20 protein-coding genes are annotated in these 20,118 nt (G+C 57.0%); 10 read left to right on the top strand and 10 right to left on the bottom strand.

Annotated features, from left to right (window positions below; genetic code table 11):
- Positions 1-78 precede the first annotated feature (78 nt).
- Positions 79-600 carry a ferritin gene (locus K1Y02_11335; protein ID MBX7256944.1) on the bottom strand — a complete coding sequence of 174 codons (522 nt, stop codon included), beginning with the start codon at positions 598-600 and terminating at the stop codon, positions 79-81.
- Between the two features lie 341 nt (positions 601-941).
- On the opposite strand from K1Y02_11335, the gene K1Y02_11330 reads away from it, so the two are divergent.
- From K1Y02_11330 to K1Y02_11320, 3 genes are read left to right on the top strand one after another with little or no spacing between them, the layout of a single operon-like run.
- On the top strand, positions 942-1,979 hold the full coding sequence (locus K1Y02_11330) for an energy-coupling factor ABC transporter permease (protein MBX7256943.1): 1,038 nt from the start codon (positions 942-944) through the stop codon (positions 1,977-1,979).
- Positions 1,980-1,991: 12 nt separating this feature from the next.
- Positions 1,992-2,804 (top strand): cobalt ECF transporter T component CbiQ, encoded by an 813-nt coding sequence (gene cbiQ / locus K1Y02_11325; protein MBX7256942.1) that lies wholly within the window; start codon positions 1,992-1,994, stop codon positions 2,802-2,804.
- Positions 2,801-3,559, top strand: a complete 759-nt coding sequence (locus tag K1Y02_11320) for an energy-coupling factor ABC transporter ATP-binding protein (protein ID MBX7256941.1) — start codon at positions 2,801-2,803, stop codon at positions 3,557-3,559. The genes cbiQ and K1Y02_11320 overlap by 4 nt, the downstream gene beginning before the upstream one ends.
- Before the next feature lie 16 nt (positions 3,560-3,575).
- On the opposite strand, the gene K1Y02_11315 is transcribed toward K1Y02_11320, so the two are convergent.
- Positions 3,576-3,896, bottom strand: a complete 321-nt coding sequence (locus K1Y02_11315; GenBank protein ID MBX7256940.1) for a hypothetical protein — start codon at positions 3,894-3,896, stop codon at positions 3,576-3,578.
- A gap of 156 nt (positions 3,897-4,052) precedes the next feature.
- On the opposite strand from K1Y02_11315, the gene K1Y02_11310 reads away from it, so the two are divergent.
- The 4 genes from K1Y02_11310 (at position 4,053) to K1Y02_11295 (ending at position 6,569) form a co-directional block, all read left to right on the top strand.
- The gene (locus K1Y02_11310; protein MBX7256939.1) at positions 4,053-4,832 is read left to right on the top strand and encodes a glycosyltransferase; all 780 of its coding nucleotides are present in this window, start codon (positions 4,053-4,055) and stop codon (positions 4,830-4,832) included.
- Between the two features lie 280 nt (positions 4,833-5,112).
- On the top strand, positions 5,113-5,496 hold the full coding sequence (locus K1Y02_11305; protein ID MBX7256938.1) for a PilZ domain-containing protein: 384 nt from the start codon (positions 5,113-5,115) through the stop codon (positions 5,494-5,496).
- 9 nt (positions 5,497-5,505) lie between these two features.
- Positions 5,506-6,033 (top strand): O-acetyl-ADP-ribose deacetylase, encoded by a 528-nt coding sequence (locus K1Y02_11300; protein MBX7256937.1) that lies wholly within the window; start codon positions 5,506-5,508, stop codon positions 6,031-6,033.
- 77 nt (positions 6,034-6,110) lie between these two features.
- Positions 6,111-6,569: a GyrI-like domain-containing protein gene (locus K1Y02_11295; GenBank protein MBX7256936.1), complete on the top strand. Its 459-nt coding sequence runs from the start codon at positions 6,111-6,113 to the stop codon at positions 6,567-6,569.
- A 158-nt stretch (positions 6,570-6,727) separates the two neighbouring features.
- Here the strand turns inward: K1Y02_11295 and K1Y02_11290 are convergent, their stop codons facing one another.
- Both K1Y02_11290 and K1Y02_11285 read right to left on the bottom strand, forming a co-directional pair.
- Complete coding sequence (locus K1Y02_11290) at positions 6,728-7,129, bottom strand: YajD family HNH nuclease (GenBank protein ID MBX7256935.1); 402 nt, start codon at positions 7,127-7,129, stop codon at positions 6,728-6,730.
- Between the two features lie 42 nt (positions 7,130-7,171).
- Positions 7,172-8,905, bottom strand: a complete 1,734-nt coding sequence (locus K1Y02_11285; protein MBX7256934.1) for a YgiQ family radical SAM protein — start codon at positions 8,903-8,905, stop codon at positions 7,172-7,174.
- Between the two features lie 208 nt (positions 8,906-9,113).
- On the opposite strand from K1Y02_11285, the gene K1Y02_11280 reads away from it, so the two are divergent.
- A complete protein-coding gene (locus K1Y02_11280) occupies positions 9,114-10,142 on the top strand; it encodes a hypothetical protein (GenBank protein MBX7256933.1) in 1,029 nt (342 codons plus the stop codon).
- Positions 10,143-10,150: 8 nt separating this feature from the next.
- Here the strand turns inward: K1Y02_11280 and K1Y02_11275 are convergent, their stop codons facing one another.
- Genes K1Y02_11275 through K1Y02_11260 form a run of 4 tightly spaced genes read right to left on the bottom strand, consistent with a single transcriptional unit; the run spans position 10,151 to position 16,029 of the window.
- Positions 10,151-10,354: a UPF0175 family protein gene (locus K1Y02_11275; GenBank protein MBX7256932.1), complete on the bottom strand. Its 204-nt coding sequence runs from the start codon at positions 10,352-10,354 to the stop codon at positions 10,151-10,153.
- A 55-nt stretch (positions 10,355-10,409) separates the two neighbouring features.
- A complete protein-coding gene (locus tag K1Y02_11270; protein MBX7256931.1) occupies positions 10,410-11,921 on the bottom strand; it encodes a hypothetical protein in 1,512 nt (503 codons plus the stop codon).
- Between the two features lie 17 nt (positions 11,922-11,938).
- Entirely contained in the window at positions 11,939-14,281 is a 2,343-nt protein-coding gene (locus K1Y02_11265) for a family 14 glycosylhydrolase (GenBank protein MBX7256930.1), read from the bottom strand.
- 47 nt (positions 14,282-14,328) lie between these two features.
- Entirely contained in the window at positions 14,329-16,029 is a 1,701-nt protein-coding gene (locus tag K1Y02_11260) for a DUF4091 domain-containing protein (GenBank protein ID MBX7256929.1), read from the bottom strand.
- Positions 16,030-16,309: 280 nt separating this feature from the next.
- Between K1Y02_11260 and K1Y02_11255 the strand changes: the two genes are divergently transcribed.
- Positions 16,310-18,238 carry a diguanylate cyclase gene (locus K1Y02_11255; GenBank protein MBX7256928.1) on the top strand — a complete coding sequence of 643 codons (1,929 nt, stop codon included), beginning with the start codon at positions 16,310-16,312 and terminating at the stop codon, positions 18,236-18,238.
- Positions 18,239-18,329: 91 nt separating this feature from the next.
- On the opposite strand, the gene rpsI is transcribed toward K1Y02_11255, so the two are convergent.
- Both rpsI and rplM read right to left on the bottom strand, forming a co-directional pair.
- Positions 18,330-18,716, bottom strand: coding sequence for a 30S ribosomal protein S9 (gene rpsI / locus K1Y02_11250; GenBank protein ID MBX7256927.1), 387 nt, complete (start codon positions 18,714-18,716; stop codon positions 18,330-18,332).
- 47 nt (positions 18,717-18,763) lie between these two features.
- Complete coding sequence (gene rplM / locus K1Y02_11245) at positions 18,764-19,192, bottom strand: 50S ribosomal protein L13 (GenBank protein MBX7256926.1); 429 nt, start codon at positions 19,190-19,192, stop codon at positions 18,764-18,766.
- A 276-nt stretch (positions 19,193-19,468) separates the two neighbouring features.
- On the opposite strand from rplM, the gene K1Y02_11240 reads away from it, so the two are divergent.
- A partial coding sequence (locus K1Y02_11240) for a CNNM domain-containing protein (protein ID MBX7256925.1) occupies positions 19,469-20,118 on the top strand: 650 nt, incomplete at its 3' end.

The raw sequence follows: 20,118 nt of genomic DNA, 5'->3' as shown, positions 1-20,118 counted from the left end.
ACAAGAGAGGCAGGCGTAGGACGCGTGCCTCTCCCGGTCAATTCAAAAGGTTCCGGCTGCTAGTTTACAGACGGATCTCTAGGTTGCGCTGCCCTCGCCACCCGCCGAAGAAGCCTGACGGGCGCCGAGTTCGCGATCCATGAGGAAAAGGCCCTCAGGGGACTTGGCCACCATCTTCACGCGCTGGAGAATATCGTTTGCGACCGCTTCTTCTTCCACTTGTTCCGTGACGAACCACTGCAGGAAAGAGGCCGTCGCGTGATGCGATTCCGACAGTGCCAAATCGACCAGCTTGTAGATCGACTTCGTGACGTTGACTTCGTGCTTGACTGTATCTTCGAACACGGCGACTACGCTGTCGTAATCGGACGGCGGCTTTGCGATCGCATCCAACTCGACTTTTCCGCCGATGTCGATAATGTAACGGTAGAACTTCTGCGCGTGAGCAGTCTCCTCGCCCACCTGAATGGTCATCCAGTGTGCGAAGCCGGGGAGACTCTTCGTTTCGAAGTGAGCCGCCATGCCCGCATACACGTATGCCGAATACAACTCCAGATTCAGGTGCTTATTGAGGGCTTTCTCGAGCTTGGACGAAATCATGGTGGCATCCTTTCTGGGAAGCCGTGTTGGCCCCCTGCACCTCCCTTCGGGAGACGTTCGGGGTCCTCCCACCGGTTCACCCGGTTGGGATTTCACTGGACTTAGCTTCCTTCCGCTTCAACGTGTTTGGCGCGCCCGTTCCCCGCAAATGGCGGCCGAGCGCACGTGCAACGTAGCACGCCAACCGAAGGGGCGTCAAGATGAACGGGAAAGGGGATGCCGGGCAGCCGTTTTCAGGGGCGCGCGAACAGCCACCGCCGGTAATACTTCTCAAAAAACTGTAATATTGCCTCCCGCATCGACTATTCTCTACCCGCCACAGAAAGGATATACCTCTCACCATGCACATGGCTGACGCTCTCTTATCCCCTGCCGTCGGAGGCGGTATGTGGGCACTTTCCGCAGGTTTGATCGGATATTGCTCGAAGGTGTTGCGTACGACACTCGACGATTGGAAGATCCCCCTCATGGGCGTCGTGAGTGCATTCGTGTTCGCCGCACAGATGGTCAATTTCTCGATTCCGGCGACGGGTTCCAGCGGCCACCTGGGCGGGGGCCTGCTGCTTGCGATTCTATTGGGACCGCACGCGGCCTTCTTAGCGATCGCGTCCGTTCTCACGGTTCAGGCCTTCTTCTTTGCCGACGGCGGACTTCTCGCCCTCGGATGCACTATTTTCAACCTGGGATTCTTCCCGTGCTTCGTGGCCTATCCGCTCATATACCGGCGCATAGCCGGATCAAACCCAACGACCGCGCGGCTTTGGACCGTGTCAATTCTGGCGGCCGTCGCCGGACTTGAGCTTGGCGCGCTGGGTGTCGTGTTGGAAACGCGCTTGTCGGAGATTTCGGCGCTTCCATTCACGACGTTTATTGCGCTGATGCTGCCCATTCATCTACCGATTGGAATCATTGAGGGGATCGTTACCGCCGCCGTGGTACAGTTCGTCTATCGTGCGAGGCCAGAGGTCTTCGATGCGGCTACGGCGCTATCGCAAGGCAGGAAGATCGCTGTCGCGCCGGTGCTTGTAGTGCTGGCAATTGCCGCAGTGTGTTCTGGCGGCGTGCTGAGCTGGTTTGCGTCGTCGCATCCTGATGGTCTGGAATGGGCGCTCTTTCACTCTACGGGCACCGAAGAGTTCGCAGGACGCGAAGACGCGTTGCACGCATCGCTCGCCCATGTTCAAACGAAGACGGCGATCCTCCCCGACTACACGTTTTCCGCCTCCGAGGCGCCGGCAGAGACAGGAGCAAAGACTCAATGGCCCGCAGTGGATCCGGGGACAAGCGTCTCCGGAATCGTCGGGGGTGCAATAACGCTGGGCATCGTGGCCCTTGCCGGCCTCGCGCTTCGACGGCGTGCCGCGCCCGCGCGGCCATGAGCCACGCGTTCCATGGCGCTCGTTGATCTGCATGTTGCCGAGCTTGGCGCGCTGGAGGAAATGGCGCGTCGCGACTCTTCACTTCGTCGAATCGACCCCCGAGCCAAGCTTGTCACCACACTCGTCTTTATCCTGACGGTCGTCTCTTTCGGTATCTATGAATTGGCAGCGTTACTTCCGTTGTTACTCTATCCCGTTGTATTGCTTTCACTGGGCGATTTGCCAACCGGGTACATCCTCAGAAAGGTGGCCCTGGTGTCTCCCTTTGCGATTCTGGTGGGCATCTTTAACCCCTTGCTTGACCATTCCCCTCACCTGATCGTTGGGGACTTCCACGTCTCGGGCGGCTGGATCTCATTTGCCTCGATACTGCTGCGTTTCGTGCTGACCGTCTCGGCGGCCCTAATCCTCATCGCGAGCACAGGAGTGCATCATCTGGCGCTCGCGCTGCAGCGACTCGGTGCGCCGAGCGCCTTTGTCATGCAACTGCTCTTCCTCTACCGTTATCTCTTTGTGCTCACCCAGGAGGCGTTGAGGACGGTCCGAGCCATCACATTGCGCTCCGTCGACCGCAAAGCCATGTCCATGAAAACGTACGCCCATTTTCTCGGGTCGCTACTGCTGCGCACGCTCGACCGGGCACAACGTATCCACGTCGCCATGCGCTGCCGGGGTTATGACGGGAGCGTACGTCTCCTGAACACTCTCCAATTCAGAGCCGCAGACGCGCTTTTCATTGCTCTCTGGTGTGCGTATTTTCTCGCTATCCGATTCGGCAACGTCCCGCATCGAATTGGAGAGCTTGTCATGGGAGTCTTCACATGAGCCACCATCTGCTCGAGGTCAAAGGGCTGAAACACACGTATCCCGATGGCACTCCGGCCTTACGCGGAGTCTCGTTCCGGATCACGCACGGTGAATCCGTGGCAATCATCGGGGCGAACGGAGCGGGGAAATCCACGTTGCTCCACCACCTCAACGGGTACTTGCTCCCCACCGACGGCGAGGTTCGCGTGGGTGACTGCCCGGTCACCAAGTCAACGCTTCCTACGGTCCGCAGGACGGTCGGCATGGTGTTTCAAGATCCCGACGATCAGCTCTTTATGCCGACGGTCTTCGAGGATGTCGCATTTGGTCCTCTGCATCTGGGCCTTCCCGCAGAGGAAGCAGAACGCAAAGTCGACGAGGCATTGTCCACGGTGGGCGCGCTTCACTTGAAGCATCGGCCACCTTACCGATTGTCTGGGGGGGAGAAACGCGCGGTGGCCATCGCGACCGTTTTGTCGATGTCGCCGGATATTCTGGTCATGGATGAGCCGACAGCCAGCTTGGACCCCAGGTCGCGACGGAGAGTCATAGACTTACTCAAATCGTTTACCCACACGAAGATTATTGCTACACACGATTTGGACATGGCCATGGACGTCTGCACGCGGGTAATCGTGATGTACGAAGGCGTCGTCCGCGCGGACGGCCATGCGAAAGACGTATTGCGAGATGCGCCCGTTCTAGAGACTTGTAGCTTGGAGGTTCCGCTGAGGATGCAGTCGTGCCCGATCTGCTACCCGGAGCACGCGTAGGGCCGCGGCGCCTTGTCTAGGCGATAGCCCGAGTTCGAAAGTTCGCGCTCTTGATGGACGCACGGAGCCTCTGCCTTGCCACGCGGCGCCTGTGCTCTCCGTAAGCGTTTAGCCAATTCCGGGCCGCAACGGTGGGATTGCCGATGCCCGCCAAAACGCGGTGGATTCCGGCCAGCGTTACCGGATTCTCGCCCAGCAGCTTCACTCGGTCCGAAATCGTCCCTCGCAGGGCAGCAATCACGCACGCGGCGTCGCGCTCGTCAGCTGTCAGATCCGCGTCGACCTGCCGCAAGTACCGTTCCAGACAGTCACACGCATCCTCGGTCCATGTCGTCATTTGAGATCTCCATTCGCGTGTCCAGTTTGACCTTCCGCTATAGATCGCCACCGAACCCCAATTCCGCCAATCTCGGTTTGCATCTGTGCCCTCCAGCTATAAGACGCTTTAGAAGAGAAAAAGGTGACAAGTCGTTCGGGGAGAAATTGCGCTACAATGTCTCCTATGGAACCAGCGCCAGGCACGTCCGATAGTGAATCCCCTCTCCCCCGCTTCTCCCTCGTCATACCCGCGTATAACGAGGAAATCTGGCTGCCCAGACTGCTGGACACCCTGGACGTGGCGCGGAACGCCTATACGGGGGGGCCAAGCGCTATCGAGGTCATCGTCGCGGACAACGCATCCACCGATCGCACGGCCGAAATTGCCAGGGAACGCGGCTGCAAGGTGGCCCACGTCGAGAAACGCGCGATAGCGGCGGCGCGGAACGGCGGAGCGGCAATGGCGCGGGGTGAGTATTTGTGTTTTGTGGATGCAGATTCGCTGCTGGACCCGGACACATTCAATGCGATTGACCGGGGGTTGGCCAAGCCCAACGTAATTGCGGGCGCGACTGGGGTGCGCATGGAGCGGATGTCGCCGGGTATCGCCTTGGCGTACTGTATGCTCCTACCGCTGGTGTGGTTAATGCGCATGGATACCGGGGTCATCTTCTGCCGGCGTGAAGATTTTCACAGCGTCGGCGGTTACAACGAAGGCAAGCTGTTCGCGGAAGACCTCGAATTCATGTTTGCACTGCGGCGGCTCGGCAAAAGCCGGGGCCAGCGCCTGCTGCGGCTCCGGGCCGCGCGCGCGGTAACGTCCACCCGCAAATGGGACAAGCACGGCGAGTGGCACTATATCCGTATCCTCTTCGGGGGCGCGCTGGCGCTCATTCTGGGAAAGGACATTCAGGAACGCATCGCGCGGCCCTATTGGTACGACGACCCAAGGTAGTCCGCAATTTGCACCGGCGCGAGTGAGCGCCGACGCAAATTGCTCACGTGCAAGACGTTGAGGTTATGCCATGAGGATTTCTCGCGAACACACTCTGTTTTCGGAGAACCGCTTTGTTTTTTGCCGCAAGTCTCGAAAGCATAATGGTTACGAGATAGGTTCAAGTGTGTTCGTGAGAAATCCGGGTTAGATCATCCACGCCCGAAAATCCTCGATTTTCCGAGAAAAGCCGCTATAATAGAAGACAAATTAGGGCTCAACAGCCTCAGGAGGATGAATCGTGAGCGACAATCGACGTAGCTTCACCCGCGTTCACACGCACGTTGGCGCCGAGATCTCCGCCGGGTCTATCACCTGTACTGGAGCGATTGAGGACTTGAGTCTCAGTGGCGTTTCCTTGCGATCCGAGGCGCAGCTCGCGCATGGTACTCCCTGCAAGGTCACGCTCGTGCTAACGGGCGCTGACCCTGCGCTTCGAATCGAATTGGCTGGCAAGGTGAGCCGTAGCGAGGCGGGTCTTGTCAGTGTCGCCTTTGAAGAGACAGACTCGGACAGTTACGCGCATCTTCGATCGCTCATCTTGGCGAATGCGGAAAGCGCTGACTCGATTGAGGATGAGTTTGAGGGCAGTGTCGGATTCAAGCGGCGCGACGCCGATTTCTAGAGGTTTACGGTGTCCGTACTTGCAGGCAATGCACGTATCGAGGCCGTCACCGGCGACATCACCAAGGAGACCGTTGACGCCATCGTGAATGCCGCCAACTCGTCGTTGCTGGGCGGAGGCGGTGTAGACGGGGCCATCCACCGCGCGGGCGGGCCCGCCATTCTCGAAGAGTGCCGCATGCTGGGTGGCTGCGAAACGGGGGATGCCAAAATAACCACGGGGGGGCGGTTACCCGCGACATACGTCATTCATACCGTCGGTCCCGTCTATCGAGACGGCAAGCACGGCGAACCCGAGCTGCTGGCGAGTTGCCATCGCCGCAGTCTCGAGATCGCACTTGAACGGGGTATCAAGAGCATCGCGTTTCCGGCCATCAGTTGCGGTGTCTATGGATACCCGATTCCCGAAGCGGCGCGGATCGCCACCTCGACCGTGCGCGAGTTTCTAACGGAAAAGCAGGGAATCGAGCTTGTTCGATTCGTACTCTTTTCGGGCGAGGTCCACGCGATTTTCGCCAACGCATTGAACAAGGCTTAGTCGATCCAACGTTTTTCGCGACGAATTGTGCCAAGCGTCATCTGCGAATCCCTTTGAAGTACTGGGGGTAATACGTCATGGTTACACACACCTTTGAAGTCGAAGAAAAATCAGTTCCCGCCATGTTGATTGCCGGGGTCCGCATGAAGGGTCACTACTCTGACTGCGGAAAGGGCTTCGCCCTGATTGGGCGCAGGCTGGGCCGCCATCTTTGCGGGAAACCGTTTAATCTCTACTACGATGCGTGCGCCCGGGAAGGTGACGCCGATCTGGAGGCGTGCGTTCCGATGAAGCGGCAAGCCGAAGCGGAAGGAATCTCGGTGCGCGAACTTCCGGGGGAACGTTGTGTGACCCTGCTCCACGAGGGGCCATACGAGACGCTCGGCGTGTCGTATGAGAAGGTCCGCGCGTATATCGACGCGAAGAGGTACACGGCAAAGGTCCCATCGCGTGAGGTATATCACAAAGGCCCGGGCATGATCTTCCGTGGCAATCCCAAGAAGTACCTTACAGAGATACAGATACCGATCGCGTAAGCGCTGAATTTCCTGTTCACCCCCTGGCGCACGTTGCGCACAACCCACGGTGTGCACCACGCCGCGCTCGGCGATCGCGGCGCTACTCGGAAACCGGCTCCTGTCTGATTCCAGGTTAAATGCTTAGGAGCGAGAATAGACGGCCAATTCGTATCTGGCTACTCCCGGCCCTCTTCCGCATCAGACGGCTTGATCAAGTTCTTCAATCCGGCAAACGGATTGAAACCTTCGCTCGAGTCCTCGTCGCTGTACGCCACCTTCGTTTCCTTGGATCCCACGCGCTCGTACGCGCCGTGTTCGTCTTCGTGGCAGTAGGTACACAACAACTCCCAGTTGCTTCCGTCCGGCGGGTTGTTCATGTGATTGCTGTCTTTGTGGTGGACCGTTAGCTCGCTGAGGCTCTTTCCGGAAAATTCCTTACCGCAGCGAGCGCACACGTGTGGAAACAGGGCAAGAGCCTGCTCACGGTATCCCTTTTGGCGATCGGCCTGCTCCCGCTGAACGCGTGCCAGAAACTCCGCCTTCTTAACCGGGTCGAGCTTGCCTAATCTACGGCGCATCCAGTCGTCCTCGCATTTCGTGTCTAATTGGTAGCAACCTAGCTAGAGGTCGAAGTTCTCTTCCTTGGCGTCCTTGTTGGTCAGCAACATATAGTGCTGGCGCATTCTATCCTTATCGGACTTCGCCACGGGAATTGGATTTCCCTTCGGGTCGATACATGCATGGAACATTGCAGTCGCGACGGAGCCCGGGGTCGGGATGAAACACTGCACTTGCTGCGGTTTCCATCCGCGTTCCTTCAGCCATTGCGAAAGCCCGCGCATATCGTCGTCGGTGCATCCGGGGAAAGCACTAATCAAATACGGAATTACGTATTGCTCTTTGTGAGCATGATGCGATTCACGTTGAAAGGCTCCGAGAAAACGCTCAAATGCTGCAAATGACGGCTTGCGCATCAGCTTGAGAACATGATCGCTCTGGTGCTCAGGCGCAACCTTCAATTGTCCGCCGACGAACTCGCGAACGAGCGCGCGCAAATACTCCCCGTTGGCATCAGCCAGATCATAGCGCACGCCGCTCGCGACGCGGACATGCTTTACTCCGTCCATCTCGCGCAAAGACCGCAGCAATTCCACCAACTCCGCGTCTTGCGTCTCGAAGTATTTGCAGACCGTGGGCGTCAGGCAATCCGCGCGCTTGCAGATGGTGTGGTCCGCCGCACATCGTGCGCCCCACATGTTGGCAGTTGGTCCACCCACGTCGGACACGCTCCCCGACCAATCGGGGTGATGCGTCAAGCTGCGAACTTCTTCCTTGATCGATTCTGCGCTTCGCGAGGTGATTTGACGGCCTTGATGCAGCGTTATGGAGCAGAACGAACAACCGCCCGCGCATCCCCGGTGCGATGTCACGCTGAACTGGATCATGCGCGCTGCCGGAATCGGTTTTGTGTAAGAGGGATGCGGGCTGCGCGTGTAGGGCAGCGAATACAACTCGTCCAACTCTTCTCTGGACAACGCGTCGGCAGGCGCTGTGAAAACAAGATAGCGTCCGTTGGTTTCTTGAATGGCCCAGTGCTTGCCTTGGTGTACTTGACGCTCCATCGCCAGCGTAGCTTTCATCAAGGCTTTTGGCTCGGCGGCGATCTCCGCATGCGACGCGAAGGTCAGCATTGAATCGAGTTCCGGAGCGTTCGGCACATCGCGCAAAGCATCGAGTGACGATATGGCGAAGACCGTTCCAGGTATGCCCCGCAAAAGGCCCGGCGCACGCGTATCGGAATCGCTCGATTCGCAATGGGCTTGCAGGCGTTCGGCGATTTCGAGGATGGCGCGCTCGCCCATGCCATAGACCACGAGGTCGGCCTTACTGTCCAGGAGAATTGAGGGACGGATCTTGTCAGTCCAGAAATCGTAGTGGCTGGCGCGTCGCAGAGAGGCTTCTATCCCGCCAAGCACGATGGGCAAACCGGGGAATGCCTGCTTGGCAAGGTTGGCGTACACGATACTCGCGCGATTGGGCCGGGCTCCGGCTTGGCCACCGGGTGTATAGGCGTCGTCGCTGCGCTTCTTGCGAAATGCCGTGTAGTGCGCAAGCATCGAATCGACCGTGCCCGCGGTGACGCCCGCGAACAAACGCGGCCGCCCCATCCGCGTGATGTCATCCGTCGTTGTCCAGCGCGGTTGCGCGACGACGCCCACGCGAAACCCTTTGGCGCAAAGCCAGCGGCCCAACAGGGCCACCCCGAAAGCGGGATGATCGACATAGGCATCGCCGCCAATCAGGAGCACATCCAACTCAGACCATCCACGCGCGTCCATTTCCTCGCGCGTCATGGGGAGAGCACTATCTACGCAGCGCTTGTCCACGAACATACAGGTATACTCTAGTCACTCCAGACAAACCTGATGAGTGATTCTTGGACAGAGGTATTCACTTCTGTCATTCTTATAGCTACACGCTGAAGTCAAAGCGACCAGGAATTTTACATTGCACCCTCAAAGAGACTCCAATACGTGCATATACTGCGGCAAATCGAACAGATTGTCCAGAGAGCACTTCATGCCAAAGGCATTCGGCACCTTTCGCAATTGCCCCACGCTCAACAACCGTCTTTGTAGGGAATGCAATGGGAATATTGGCAAGGCTGTTGATGAGCTTGTGAATGCCAGCCCTGTTGGATTGGCTAGATACTTAACTCAGTCCACGGGCTCGATACCAGAGAAACCTCGAATCTTCTATCAAAGCCATCATGGCACACCGCCCATACTAATCGAAGCCAAAATGCGCTCACTACTAATAGGAGAAAGTGAGGATCTTCCGATTCGCTGCGAGTGGATTCCGGACTGCAACGCCATATCGCCACTTAGCCAAGTAATCATAAGGCGTCCTGACTATTCTCGAGAAGTCATTCTACTAAACGAGACTTTAAGTAATGACGACGGCATACAGAGGATAATGAGAGTATTGGGGATAGACAAAGCAAGAGCACTGACTGCGATTGTGCATGACACCGACAGGGAGATTGGCACCAAGTTACTTCGGAGGATCGACAAGAGGTATAAGCGTACTAAGTTCAGACCGACGACACTTAGCGGCGGACTTGTACCTGGTCACACGCATATTACTTTCACATCTAACGCTATGCGGGCATTGGCGGCAATTGCTTTCCACTACACATTGGTAACGAACGAGTACATTCATGGCGACGAGCCTGAATTCGCTAGTATTAGGCAGTTCATAATGTGCGGCGGTAATCCAGACGGCATATTGAGGCATTTGGACAGACCGTTCTTGGATGCACTCCACAAAAATCGGTATCCTTCCAGATGTACACATGTACTACTTGTAGACAAACGCGCCAGAACAATAAAGTGCAATGTTGCCCTGTTTATCTATCCTTCAAGATATGTGCCAGACTGCAGTTACGAAGTCATCGTAGGAAGAAATCCATTTGTGATAAAGATGGGACCGCCAATTATTGCTCACGCATTCACGTACACTGATGAATATAAGCAGGAAGGATTTCATGGAAACATGACGAGTCTACACCCTTTTGCCATTCAACAATGATAGCCCAATCAATCAAATTCACCCGGAGGATAGTCGAACAGCGGAATGTTGTGCTTGCCGAGCAGTTCGACGAAAGCGCGCTTGGAAAACCCCGCAAGCTGTGCGGCCTGCCCCAAAGACAGCCGACCGGTTTCCCAGAGTTTCATCGCCAGCATGAGGGTCGCCTCGTCTGGGCGAACGTCTGATGGAAGCTCGATCGTCAAGGTACTCATGGCATTAGTCCGGTCCTACGGTCACTCTGTTCACATTATACACCCTTCATGCCCACTATGCCTGCCGCTTAAGTATCCGCAGCGATCGGGGAGGCAATTGCAGTGCAGAAACTGGCGCGGCTTGATCCTCGGTCACAGAGATAAAGCTGTCGACCGTCTTCACTTCGACGGTTTCGCGGCTGTAATTGGCAATGACGAGATGTAGATCGCGGTTTGCGAAAACGGACGCCACCACCGACTTGGGTAAAGGCTCCGCGAATAGATCCGACTCGCCTATTTCTAACCACGCCCATGTCCCCTCTTGCACGAGAGGCATGTAGTGTTTCAACCATCGTGCGTGCGTGGAACGGGTCTCCGGACTCCCGGGCACGGCATCCCATGCGCTGTAGCAATAGAGTTTGCTCGGGTCTTCCTGATATTGCTTCCAAGCGGCGCGGCAGCGTTCCATCCAGAAATCGTCATTGTATTTCACACCGGGAATCATGCCACGCTCGCCGGTAAACGTGCGCCCGCCCATCAACACAGGGAATTGCAGGTAGGGAATCGCGTGCAGGAATTGCTCGTCCTCGGATTCGAGCTTGGCAAACCCCAAATCTATACACGGCACGACGTACGGCGGATGGTTCTTCACGGCTTCGCGGAGCGGATCCACTTGAGTGACGCCCTCGCCCACCCAGAGATAGTCATAGACCTTCAGACCGGCGCTCATGGGTTGTTCCGCGCCGTTGACGTGCAGCTTTACGATACCGCCGCGCCTCTTCACGTCGTTGTAGATGAGCGCAATGAGGTCCGTGAATGCGCCGTCGTGTTCCGGAGTCTCCTCGAATGCGGCGACCTCGTCTTTCGTCACCGGCATCTTCTGCCTCAACCCATGCTGGTTGGCCAGGTAACCGCCGTCCATGTAGATGCCGTCGGAGCCGTACTCGTCGATAATGCGCGCAATGCGCTGCAACACAAACGCGCGCCATCCGGGACTCTCGGGCGCGCATCGCGCCATGTCCCAATACCCGACGACGAGAAAGTCTCCTTCCCTGCTCCACTCTTGTCTGAACTCGGGATGTGAACGCTCAATAAAGCACGGCGACGTGTACGTTAGGACTTTCAGCCCGCGCCGATGCGCCATATCCAAGAAACGCCGGTAACCCGCGGGATTCGTGGCCGTGTATTTGTCGCCTCCAAACAGGCGCAACGAATCGTTCCAGTCGTCGAAGACCTGGAGCGCCTGAATACCATGCTCTTTCAGGCGGTCCAACTCCGCTTCGTCGTGTTCGTCGGGATTGTAGGGAGTCTTCCCGGGGTATTCGCCGAGGTTATAGCAGCACTGCGCGGGCATGTAATTGGCGACAAGATGCTTTCGCATGCAGGAGCGAATGGACCGTGTGCAGATCGCGATATTCTGCAGGCGTCGCCGGTGGTCTTCCTCGGTGTACGCCGCCAGCAAGGACGGCGGCGTTGCCGGCTGCACTGTACCATCGGCGACTTCGCGCTCTGCCGCCAAAGCGGACCAACCCGAAGTGGACGCCAGCGCGCCCGTCGCGGATACCTTCAGAAACTGCCGCCTTTTCAAAGAATGCCTCCTCTCTTTTACAGCTTGCAGCGCGAGATACCGTACGCTTCCACATCAACGCGCTTCCCTCCTGGGAACTCTACCGTGTGCGGTGTATTCTCGTAATTGAGGATAAGTATATGGCCGTCCTTCTGAACGGACGCAAACGTATAATCAGGCCAGTCGACGTCCACGACGGCTTTGGTCCACGGGTGCAGGCCTTCGATACTCCGAAGTTCTCTGCGCACGAATTCACCGTACAGACTTACGGGGTCCATATCGCCCTTGAAGCGAGAGAGTCTACCCTTACCGGTGTCTCCAGCCTCCCATTTGGAGAACACGGTGTCGTCTCCTTCCACAGTCGCGAGCGGTCCACGCGGGAACGACGGATACAAGACAACGCCTCCACTTTGTATCCACGCGTCTATGCGTTCCAGCACGTCCTTTTCGATCGTGTTCCCCCATGCGAAGGCCAGCACTTTGTAGCGGTCCAGAAACCCGTCCTTGATTAAATTGTCGTCCAGGTAATCAATCTCTACAGCGCGGCGGATTGCCTCTGCGCGCGGATTGAATCCCCACGCATACAGTTCTCGAAACGCGCCGTCATCAAGTTGGTTCATCGTTTCCGGGTAGTACACCGCCACTTCAACGAGCGGCTCCTGCCTCACATCCATCAACGGCAGGTACTTCAGCCATTTGTCGATTGCCATGGCACTATTGAAGATGTTGCCGGAGTACGTGAAGAAGTGATCTCCATTCGTTGTTGCCGTGTTGAATAAGCGGCTCACGATTCCGCGTGCCGTGTGCGAGCTCGCTGGCTCGTAACCCAACTTGGTCCCGTAAAGACGCGCAGCAGTCGCCGCCAATCGTGTTGCGCAGATGTTCTGCTCGAAGTTGTCGGTCTCGTTCGTTAGGCGAATGCCACCGCGAATCGGAACCATCGCCTTCGTCTGGTCGCTGTAACTCGTGCCCGCTTCCAGAAATCCCCAACCTCCCGCAGACTGATAGATCATCGTGTTCGGCATGGCGCGCGCAGCTTCCTCAGCCCACCACCCACACCAGTCCGACATGGACTTCGTGTACCACGAGGCGAAGTCGATACGCTGCCGGCGTGAGACCATCGTGGCCGGAAGCACAATGGGAATCGCCTCGAAGTTGGGCAAGGACGCGTCCCATGCTGCGTTTAGTTTCGTGATGTCTTCGTACTTGCTGCGCATGGTCTCTATGAAGTTGGCACGGCCGTAGGCATCGCCGGCCCACATGCCAATGTGAATGTGCATGCTCTTGCCTTCGATGGGCCAATTCCCGCCCGCGGGATACTGCGATTCGCCGTAATTGCCGCTGGGCCCGAGGCGCACCCCGAGCAGCGTCCCCGTGGGTTCATAATGAGCGCCAAATGCGTGCAACACCCGGGTGACGTGGCGGCTTTGATAAGGACTCCAAATGCTCTGAATGGGGTTCGAAATCCCGTGCTCCAGACAGACGAACCCGACATTCTCGTTGCTCTCAATGAACCATTTGGGTAACGCGTAGGCGGAACCAACAATCAGAAGCGGGAACCACTTCAGATCGTATTCCTGCAAGACCGAAACAAGGGAATCGTAGTAGGAGAAATCGAAGACACCTTCTTTCTCGGGTTCCAGCACGTTCCACCGCACATACATCTCGATCGCGTTGAAGCCGAGGACTCGAGCCAAGGGGGCAAGTTCTCGCACCGCGGCGATGTCGTCATTCGGATTCGGATTCGTGCCCATCACACGGATTCCCGCAGTCGTCACAAGATCCGTTGGCCGTTGCAGCGTGACCATCGGCGCGACCTTTCGAGGCACACGCGCAGCGACCTCATCCCACCGGGCATCCGAGAACGCGGGGAGGATTCGTATCGAGCGGAGAGCCTGAAGTCCCGCGATAGCGAGTTCCACTTCGCCGTCCGGAATGTCTTTTGTAACCAATTCGAAAAAGGCGAGCCGTTGCTGTTTCGTATTCAATCTCGTGTACGAACGCTGACGTTCAATCCCAATCTTGTGACGGCCCACGCGCAACGCAGGCCGGATGAGTCCAGCGCCCCCGTCGTAGAAACCGATTTCCAGGACGGCACTGTCCTGTCCGCGCAACAAGGCCGAGGGAAACGCGATGCGATACGCTCTCGGTTCATAGGGATCCGTCTCTTGCGCGATATTGAGGTAAGTGACACCCTCGACACTCACTGCCTCGCATTCATCCGCGTTCGCCAAAGCACCGGAAAGATCGGCTCGCCCTGCCTCAAAGATCAGCTTCTCCTCGGATTCGTCCGCATATGCAGCCAAACACAAAAGTGATAGCGCACCCACGAAAAGAATCGTTGCAGTGCACTTCATACTCACGGAAATTTCCCTCGTCATTCGTGATTCTCCACGCGTTCATTTCATGCAGGGACCTGATAGGTGAACTACTTCTGATATGCGCTTAATTGCTTCAACAACTCACGTCGCGCTTTGCGGAATTGCTGCACGTCCGTGTTGTATTTGTCAAAGTCCAACACGAAGCTACTCGCCAGAGTCTGCACCGTGTCCTTCTCTTTGATCCGTTTCATGGACCGAGACTGTTCTTCGGCCAGCATACTCAACAACTCATGATCGACGATGCCATCGCGCATGGCTTCCCATCGTATCGAATCCCAGGGTCCGTTCTTCCCCGGATACACAATCCACGGGTCGCCCGCAGGCAGATACGGAGGGCCGCCGTGCGCAACGGTGGTGCTGGTGTATGGACTCTCCGCGCGCCAATGGTTGTAGCCCCAATGCAAGTAGCCGGTTATGCCGTACTTGAAGTTGATCCAATGCAGCAGGCGAGTCTTGATTAACGGTTGCTCAATAAAGCGATTCGCGTATTCACCTTGCGGGTAAACGCACGTGTAGAACCAAACTTCGTCGCCGGCCTTCTGCCTCTCCTGGTAGTGAGCGAAGTCTTGATGCAGGTAGTTGAGTTGCGGCACCCAGATGTCCATGGAACCGACAAGTTCCTTTGTGTGGCATGCATCTATGGTCCGCAACTCGGGAGCATACTTCCGCACCAACGCAGCGATGGCTTTCCAGCTTTCGACGTTGCTGGGAATGGGTTCGTCCGCCAAATGCTGAATGTAGCGGTCGAGCCACCCTTTTTCTTTCAGATGCGCAATTAAGGCGGGGAAATACCATGCGTAAAAGGCGTCCGCTTCCGGACTCGCGGGATCGGCGGACTTCATCACGGCCTTTCCGTCTTGGACGCCCACGATCGTCACCCCGAACTGCGATGACCAATCCCCCACTCGCCCGCCAATGTGTCCACCTTCGATGGTACCCACCAACCCCGCGTCGATGCACACATCGACAAAGCGATCGAATCGAGTCCAGTCGGCTTGCAGCTTTCCGTCTGCACTCGCCGAAAACGTTGCCAGTGACAGCGGTGAGATAAGCGCTACATTGTGGCGGTGCTCGGCCATGTTGCGCGCAAAACGTCCCAAGAGGTTGAAGTACTCGTCGTCATTTCCTTCCAACTTCACGTCCAGGTGCAACGCGTTCACACCGAACCAGTCCGTGACCTTAAGCCGCGTCTTCTCCACGGTCACCGGATATACGCGAATCGCGAGGCGTTCCTTGGCCTTTACCGGCTTCCCGTCGGTAGTCCCATCGACTCGAAGTTCAGCACGATAGACTCCGGGTTTCGCGTCAACCGGAACTTTGACCGTCACCCAGATCGGTTGCACCTGATTTGCGGCTACATCTATCTGCTCCACTTCCAGCAAGGGATCAGGATAATCCGCCGGAGGCATTCTCAGTTCGTCCTTGGGGGGCTTTTGGATGGGCCGATCGACAGGGACATATCCCACAAATCGCGGTGCAATGGCCTTCAGAGGCTCCCCTCCGCCCCTAATACTGAACGGAGTGACTTCTGCTTTGAGGCCGGATATTTCGGAGGCCGACCGTACCACCACTTGCAGACTTACATGTTCGCCGCGTGCGGCTTCCGCGACGATCGTGCCGCCTCGGGCGGGTTCCGCGTCACGGAACACCTTTATTAACGGGTCTACGCTCCAGATTTCCATCTTCTGTGCGTGGGCCATTGGCATTAGCATGGCGATCAGCGCGCCTGCCGCTAGTCGACTTTTCATAGCACCCGCGGTTCCCTTCTGCTTGGCGGCGCCGCCGCCCCCCATCCGTTGCATCATGCAGACTGCGATGCATCATACCGTGCTTATTGGACCGACATCACCTTGCGTACGGCAAAGACATCGCGCGCGATAGACAGCGATCATTCATGTTAAAGATGGTTGAGGTTTGTGAGCAATAAACTCTTAGTGGCATTCCTAGACAACATATGCTAGCGTGAGTATCAGTCTGGGCAGTAAAGGCGCCGGAGCAAAGGGGCCAGATTTGACACTGGAACGGCGAATGCTGGTGACAATTTCCGCCACCTTACTGGTGATGGCGGTTTTCTTGTTTCTTCTGACGAACTTCATCCTTCTAAGAACCTTTTCAGAACTCGAATCGGCAGATGTGCGCGCTCATACCTCGCGCGGCAAGTCCGCCCTTCAAAACGACATCGATTCCATCGGCATGACCGTCGGCGATTGGGCACCCTGGGATGATACGTACCGCTTTGTTTCCGGCAACAATCCGGATTACATCAAGGACAACCTGGGCGACTCTTCCATTGCGAATCTCCGGCTCAACTTCGTCGTATTTGTGGACAATTCCGCTCGGGTCGTTTATTCGAGGGGATTCGACTGGGAAAAAGTAACCGACGCGCCTATCCCCGAGGATCTCTTGGGATCTCTCGATGAGGGCAGCCCACTTCTCCACAAAGACCACCCGGCTGAGACTAAAGGGATCCTTTTGCTCAAGGAGCACATTGCGCTTGTGGCCAGCGCTCCCATTCTAACCAGCGAATTCACCGGGCCCGTGAACGGAACCTTAATCATGGGACGATTCCTCAATGAGGCAGAGATTCGGCGGATTTCAGAACTGGCCCGACTCGACCTCACGTTCAAGCGTGCGGACGCGCGCGATCTCACCGCCTGGGAGAAAGGAGTTTTGGACGCAAAAGGCAGCGACGCCCAGTTCAGGGAAGTGGACTCGAACTTCGCAATCGGAAGTATGGCCATCCACGACATTTACGATAGGCCCGCCATATTGTTGTCCTGCACCCTGGAGCGCAAGGTCTACAATGCAGGGCGCGCCCTCAACATCTCTTTTTTGCTTCTCCTTATGGTACTGGGAGGAGTCTTCACAGGCATTATGTTCCTGGTCATCCGCCAACACACGCTATCGCGCCTTGTACAGGTTGCTGACGGGATTCGGAAAATTGAGTCAAGTGGAGACATCAGGACACGGGTGCCAGTCAAGGGGAAAGACGAGTTGGCGTCGCTCGCTATCGGCATCAACGAAATGCTGGAATCGATTCAACGCTACGAACAAAACCTGCGCGTTAGCGAAGAACGGTACCGCGGCGTTGTCGAAGATCAGACCGAGATCATCTGCCGTTTCTACTTACCGGACACCCAACTCGCCTTCGTGAACGACGCGTGCGCCAAGTTTTTCAGGTTGCCGCGAGAGGCGATGATCGGAAGGCCGTTGCTGCAATTCCTTCCCGAATCCGACCAGCAGAATATGCTTGATCGAATCCAGACCCTGGGACCCCACAATCAAGTTGTCGTGTACGAACAGGCCTTTGTTCGCCCAGACGGTAACATTTGCTGGCTGCACTGGACCGACCGCGCCATTCTCAACGAAAACGGCGAGATTGCCGAGATTCAATCCGTGGGCCGCGACATCACGGATATCAAGCGAGTCGAAGAGGAGCTTCGCCGCCTTTCCATGACCGACGGCCTTACTGGCGCTTACAACCGGCGCTATTTTGTTGCTCGGCTATCCGCGGAGCTTGACAGGGCAATCCGCTACGAGCACCCCCTCTCGGTGGCCATTCTCGACATCGATCACTTCAAGAGCATCAACGATGCACACGGTCATCTGGTTGGAGACCGCGTCATCTGCGCGCTGACCATGGTCGCTCAAGAGCGCATACGAAGAGTCGACGTGTTTGCGCGTTGGGGCGGAGAGGAATTCATCATCCTCTTTCCGGAAACCAATCTGGACGGAGCCTACCAAGCCACGCGTGACCTCTGTTCGCACTTGGCGGGACTTGAGCTGCTCACCGACAATGGACGCATCTCCTTCACGGTCAGCGCGGGAATCGCAGAACACAGCCCGCAATCGCCGTTGACGCTTGACGACCTCATTCGCGACGCGGATACGGCTCTCTACGAAGCCAAGAACTCCGGGCGCAATTGCATCAGGCGGAGCGTGCTCCGCGCGTCCTGAGGCAGACAGACGTCACGTTATCCGCCTTGGACAAAAAAACGCGCCTCCGACGAATCGGAGACGCGTACCAATCGATAGATATCGAGAGCGACTAGCGCTTCGAGAACTGGAACCGCTTGCGAGCGCCAGGACGACCGTACTTTTTGCGTTCGACTTCGCGGGCGTCACGGGTCAACAACCCGGCGCGGCGCAACGGCGAGCGATATTTCTCGTCCACTTCAACAAGCGCGCGCGCAATGCCAAGGCGAATCGCGCCGGCCTGTCCGGCCAAGCCGCCGCCATCGCAGATGACTCGCGCATCGAACTTGTTCACGCTGTCCGTGACTTCAAACGGCTGACGTGCCATCATAACGAGCACTTCGCGCGCCAAGTATTCGGCGACGGGCTTTCCGTTCACCACGATGTTGCCCGTACCCGGCTGAATCCGCACCCGAGCAGACGCCGTTTTGCGCCGGCCAACCGTTACCACTTCATTCATGATCTCTGACCCTCTGTAGTCCAGTAAAACGGCCTAGTAAGCCTGATTTAGAAACTGTGAACCTTGGGACCCTGCGCTGCGTGCGGATGCTCCGCATCGGCATACACACGGATATGTTTCGCGAGCTTCCGGCCAAGGCGATTGTGGGGCAGCATGCCCTTCACCGCAAGAAACATCGCGCGCGTCGGATGCTTGGCAACCAACTCTCCGTACGACACTTCCTTGATACCGCCCGGATAACCCGAGTGCCGGTAGTACATCTTGTCCTGGAATTTGCTTCCCGTGACCTTCGCCTTGGCAGCATTGATAATGATCACGTGGTCGCCACAATCCAAGTACGGCGTGTACTGCGGCTTATGCTTGCCACGAAGCAACTTCGCCGCCTCGGAGGCTACGCGCCCCAGCACCTGCCCCTCGGCGTCGATGATTAGCCAGTTCTTCTTAACTTCCCCCTCGCGGGGAACATACGTCGACACGTTCGATTCCTCCCGAATCTGCTCTTTGCTTAGGCAGACTCCAAGCGCTTTTCACATCACAAGACGCAAAAGCGTACCAAACGCCCACACCAATGTCAAGTTCATGTCCCACCTTGGTTTTGGCCTTGGTTCCGGGCCGGATTTTGTATCCGCGGCAGACTGCTGTCCATTCCTGCATTTTTGGATTCCGTGCGTGGTCTCGCTAAACTTGCCGCGACGTTCAGGGCCTGCGCACGGAAGTGCTGCGTGTTTGCGCCCTGATTCAGGGAGAATCCAATGGAAGCCGCCCTTTTCGAGATTGGCATTATTTTCATTCTTATCCTCGCAAACGGCGCATTCGCAATGTCCGAGATTGCGGTCGTATCCTCGCGTAAATCCTTGCTGCAAAAATGGGCCGACGACGGCGACAAGCGTGCGTCTGCCGCGCTGGACCTTGCAAACTCCCCCAGCCGGTTCCTGGCCACGGTCCAGGTCGGGATAACGCTCATTGGCGTGTGCGCGGGCGCATTTGGCGGAGCAACGCTCTCCGAAGAAATTGCCGTAGCCCTTAATCAGGTGCCCGCTCTCGCCCCCTACAGCGAGGGAATAGCACTGGGCATCGTCGTCCTCGCCATAAGCTATTGCTCGTTAATTCTGGGCGAACTTGTTCCCAAACGCCTCGCCCTCACAAAACCCGAGACGATCGCGTCTGTCATGGCGCGACCCATGAATCTCCTTTCGCGAGTCACCTCTCCGGTCGTGCGAGTCATCAGCGCGTCCACCGACGGTGTCATCCGGCTTCTGGGGAATCCCGCCTCCGCCGACCACCAAATCACGCCAGAGGAGATCTCGTTGCTTCTTGAGCAGGGCGCCCGGAGCGGCATCATAGAAACGCTCGAGCGCGACATGGTCGAAAGCGTCCTTCAACTGGATGAACGGCGCATCTC

Source organism: Candidatus Hydrogenedentota bacterium, from assembly GCA_019695095.1.
In the GTDB taxonomy this organism is placed as follows: domain Bacteria; phylum Hydrogenedentota; class Hydrogenedentia; order Hydrogenedentales; family SLHB01; genus JAIBAQ01.
Note: the sequence above shows the minus strand (reverse complement) of the source record. Positions and strands in the feature narration are given on the sequence as shown.

What these genes read in the sequence shown, in the direction of transcription:
- K1Y02_11310 (MBX7256939.1), top strand. Translation starts at nt 4,053, where the DNA reads ATGTCTCCTATGGAACCAGCGCCAGGCACGTCCGATAGTGAATCCCCT.
- rpsI (MBX7256927.1), bottom strand. Translation starts at nt 18,716, where the DNA reads ATGAATGAAGTGGTAACGGTTGGCCGGCGCAAAACGGCGTCTGCTCGG.
- K1Y02_11315 (MBX7256940.1), bottom strand. Translation starts at nt 3,896, where the DNA reads ATGACGACATGGACCGAGGATGCGTGTGACTGTCTGGAACGGTACTTG.
- K1Y02_11255 (MBX7256928.1), top strand. Translation starts at nt 16,310, where the DNA reads ATGCTGGTGACAATTTCCGCCACCTTACTGGTGATGGCGGTTTTCTTG.
- K1Y02_11290 (MBX7256935.1), bottom strand. Translation starts at nt 7,129, where the DNA reads ATGCGCCGTAGATTAGGCAAGCTCGACCCGGTTAAGAAGGCGGAGTTT.
- K1Y02_11330 (MBX7256943.1), top strand. Translation starts at nt 942, where the DNA reads ATGCACATGGCTGACGCTCTCTTATCCCCTGCCGTCGGAGGCGGTATG.
- K1Y02_11335 (MBX7256944.1), bottom strand. Translation starts at nt 600, where the DNA reads ATGATTTCGTCCAAGCTCGAGAAAGCCCTCAATAAGCACCTGAATCTG.
- K1Y02_11320 (MBX7256941.1), top strand. Translation starts at nt 2,801, where the DNA reads ATGAGCCACCATCTGCTCGAGGTCAAAGGGCTGAAACACACGTATCCC.
- cbiQ (MBX7256942.1), top strand. Translation starts at nt 1,992, where the DNA reads ATGGCGCTCGTTGATCTGCATGTTGCCGAGCTTGGCGCGCTGGAGGAA.
- K1Y02_11275 (MBX7256932.1), bottom strand. Translation starts at nt 10,354, where the DNA reads ATGAGTACCTTGACGATCGAGCTTCCATCAGACGTTCGCCCAGACGAG.
- K1Y02_11265 (MBX7256930.1), bottom strand. Translation starts at nt 14,281, where the DNA reads ATGACGAGGGAAATTTCCGTGAGTATGAAGTGCACTGCAACGATTCTT.
- K1Y02_11295 (MBX7256936.1), top strand. Translation starts at nt 6,111, where the DNA reads ATGGTTACACACACCTTTGAAGTCGAAGAAAAATCAGTTCCCGCCATG.
- K1Y02_11285 (MBX7256934.1), bottom strand. Translation starts at nt 8,905, where the DNA reads ATGACGCGCGAGGAAATGGACGCGCGTGGATGGTCTGAGTTGGATGTG.
- K1Y02_11260 (MBX7256929.1), bottom strand. Translation starts at nt 16,029, where the DNA reads ATGAAAAGTCGACTAGCGGCAGGCGCGCTGATCGCCATGCTAATGCCA.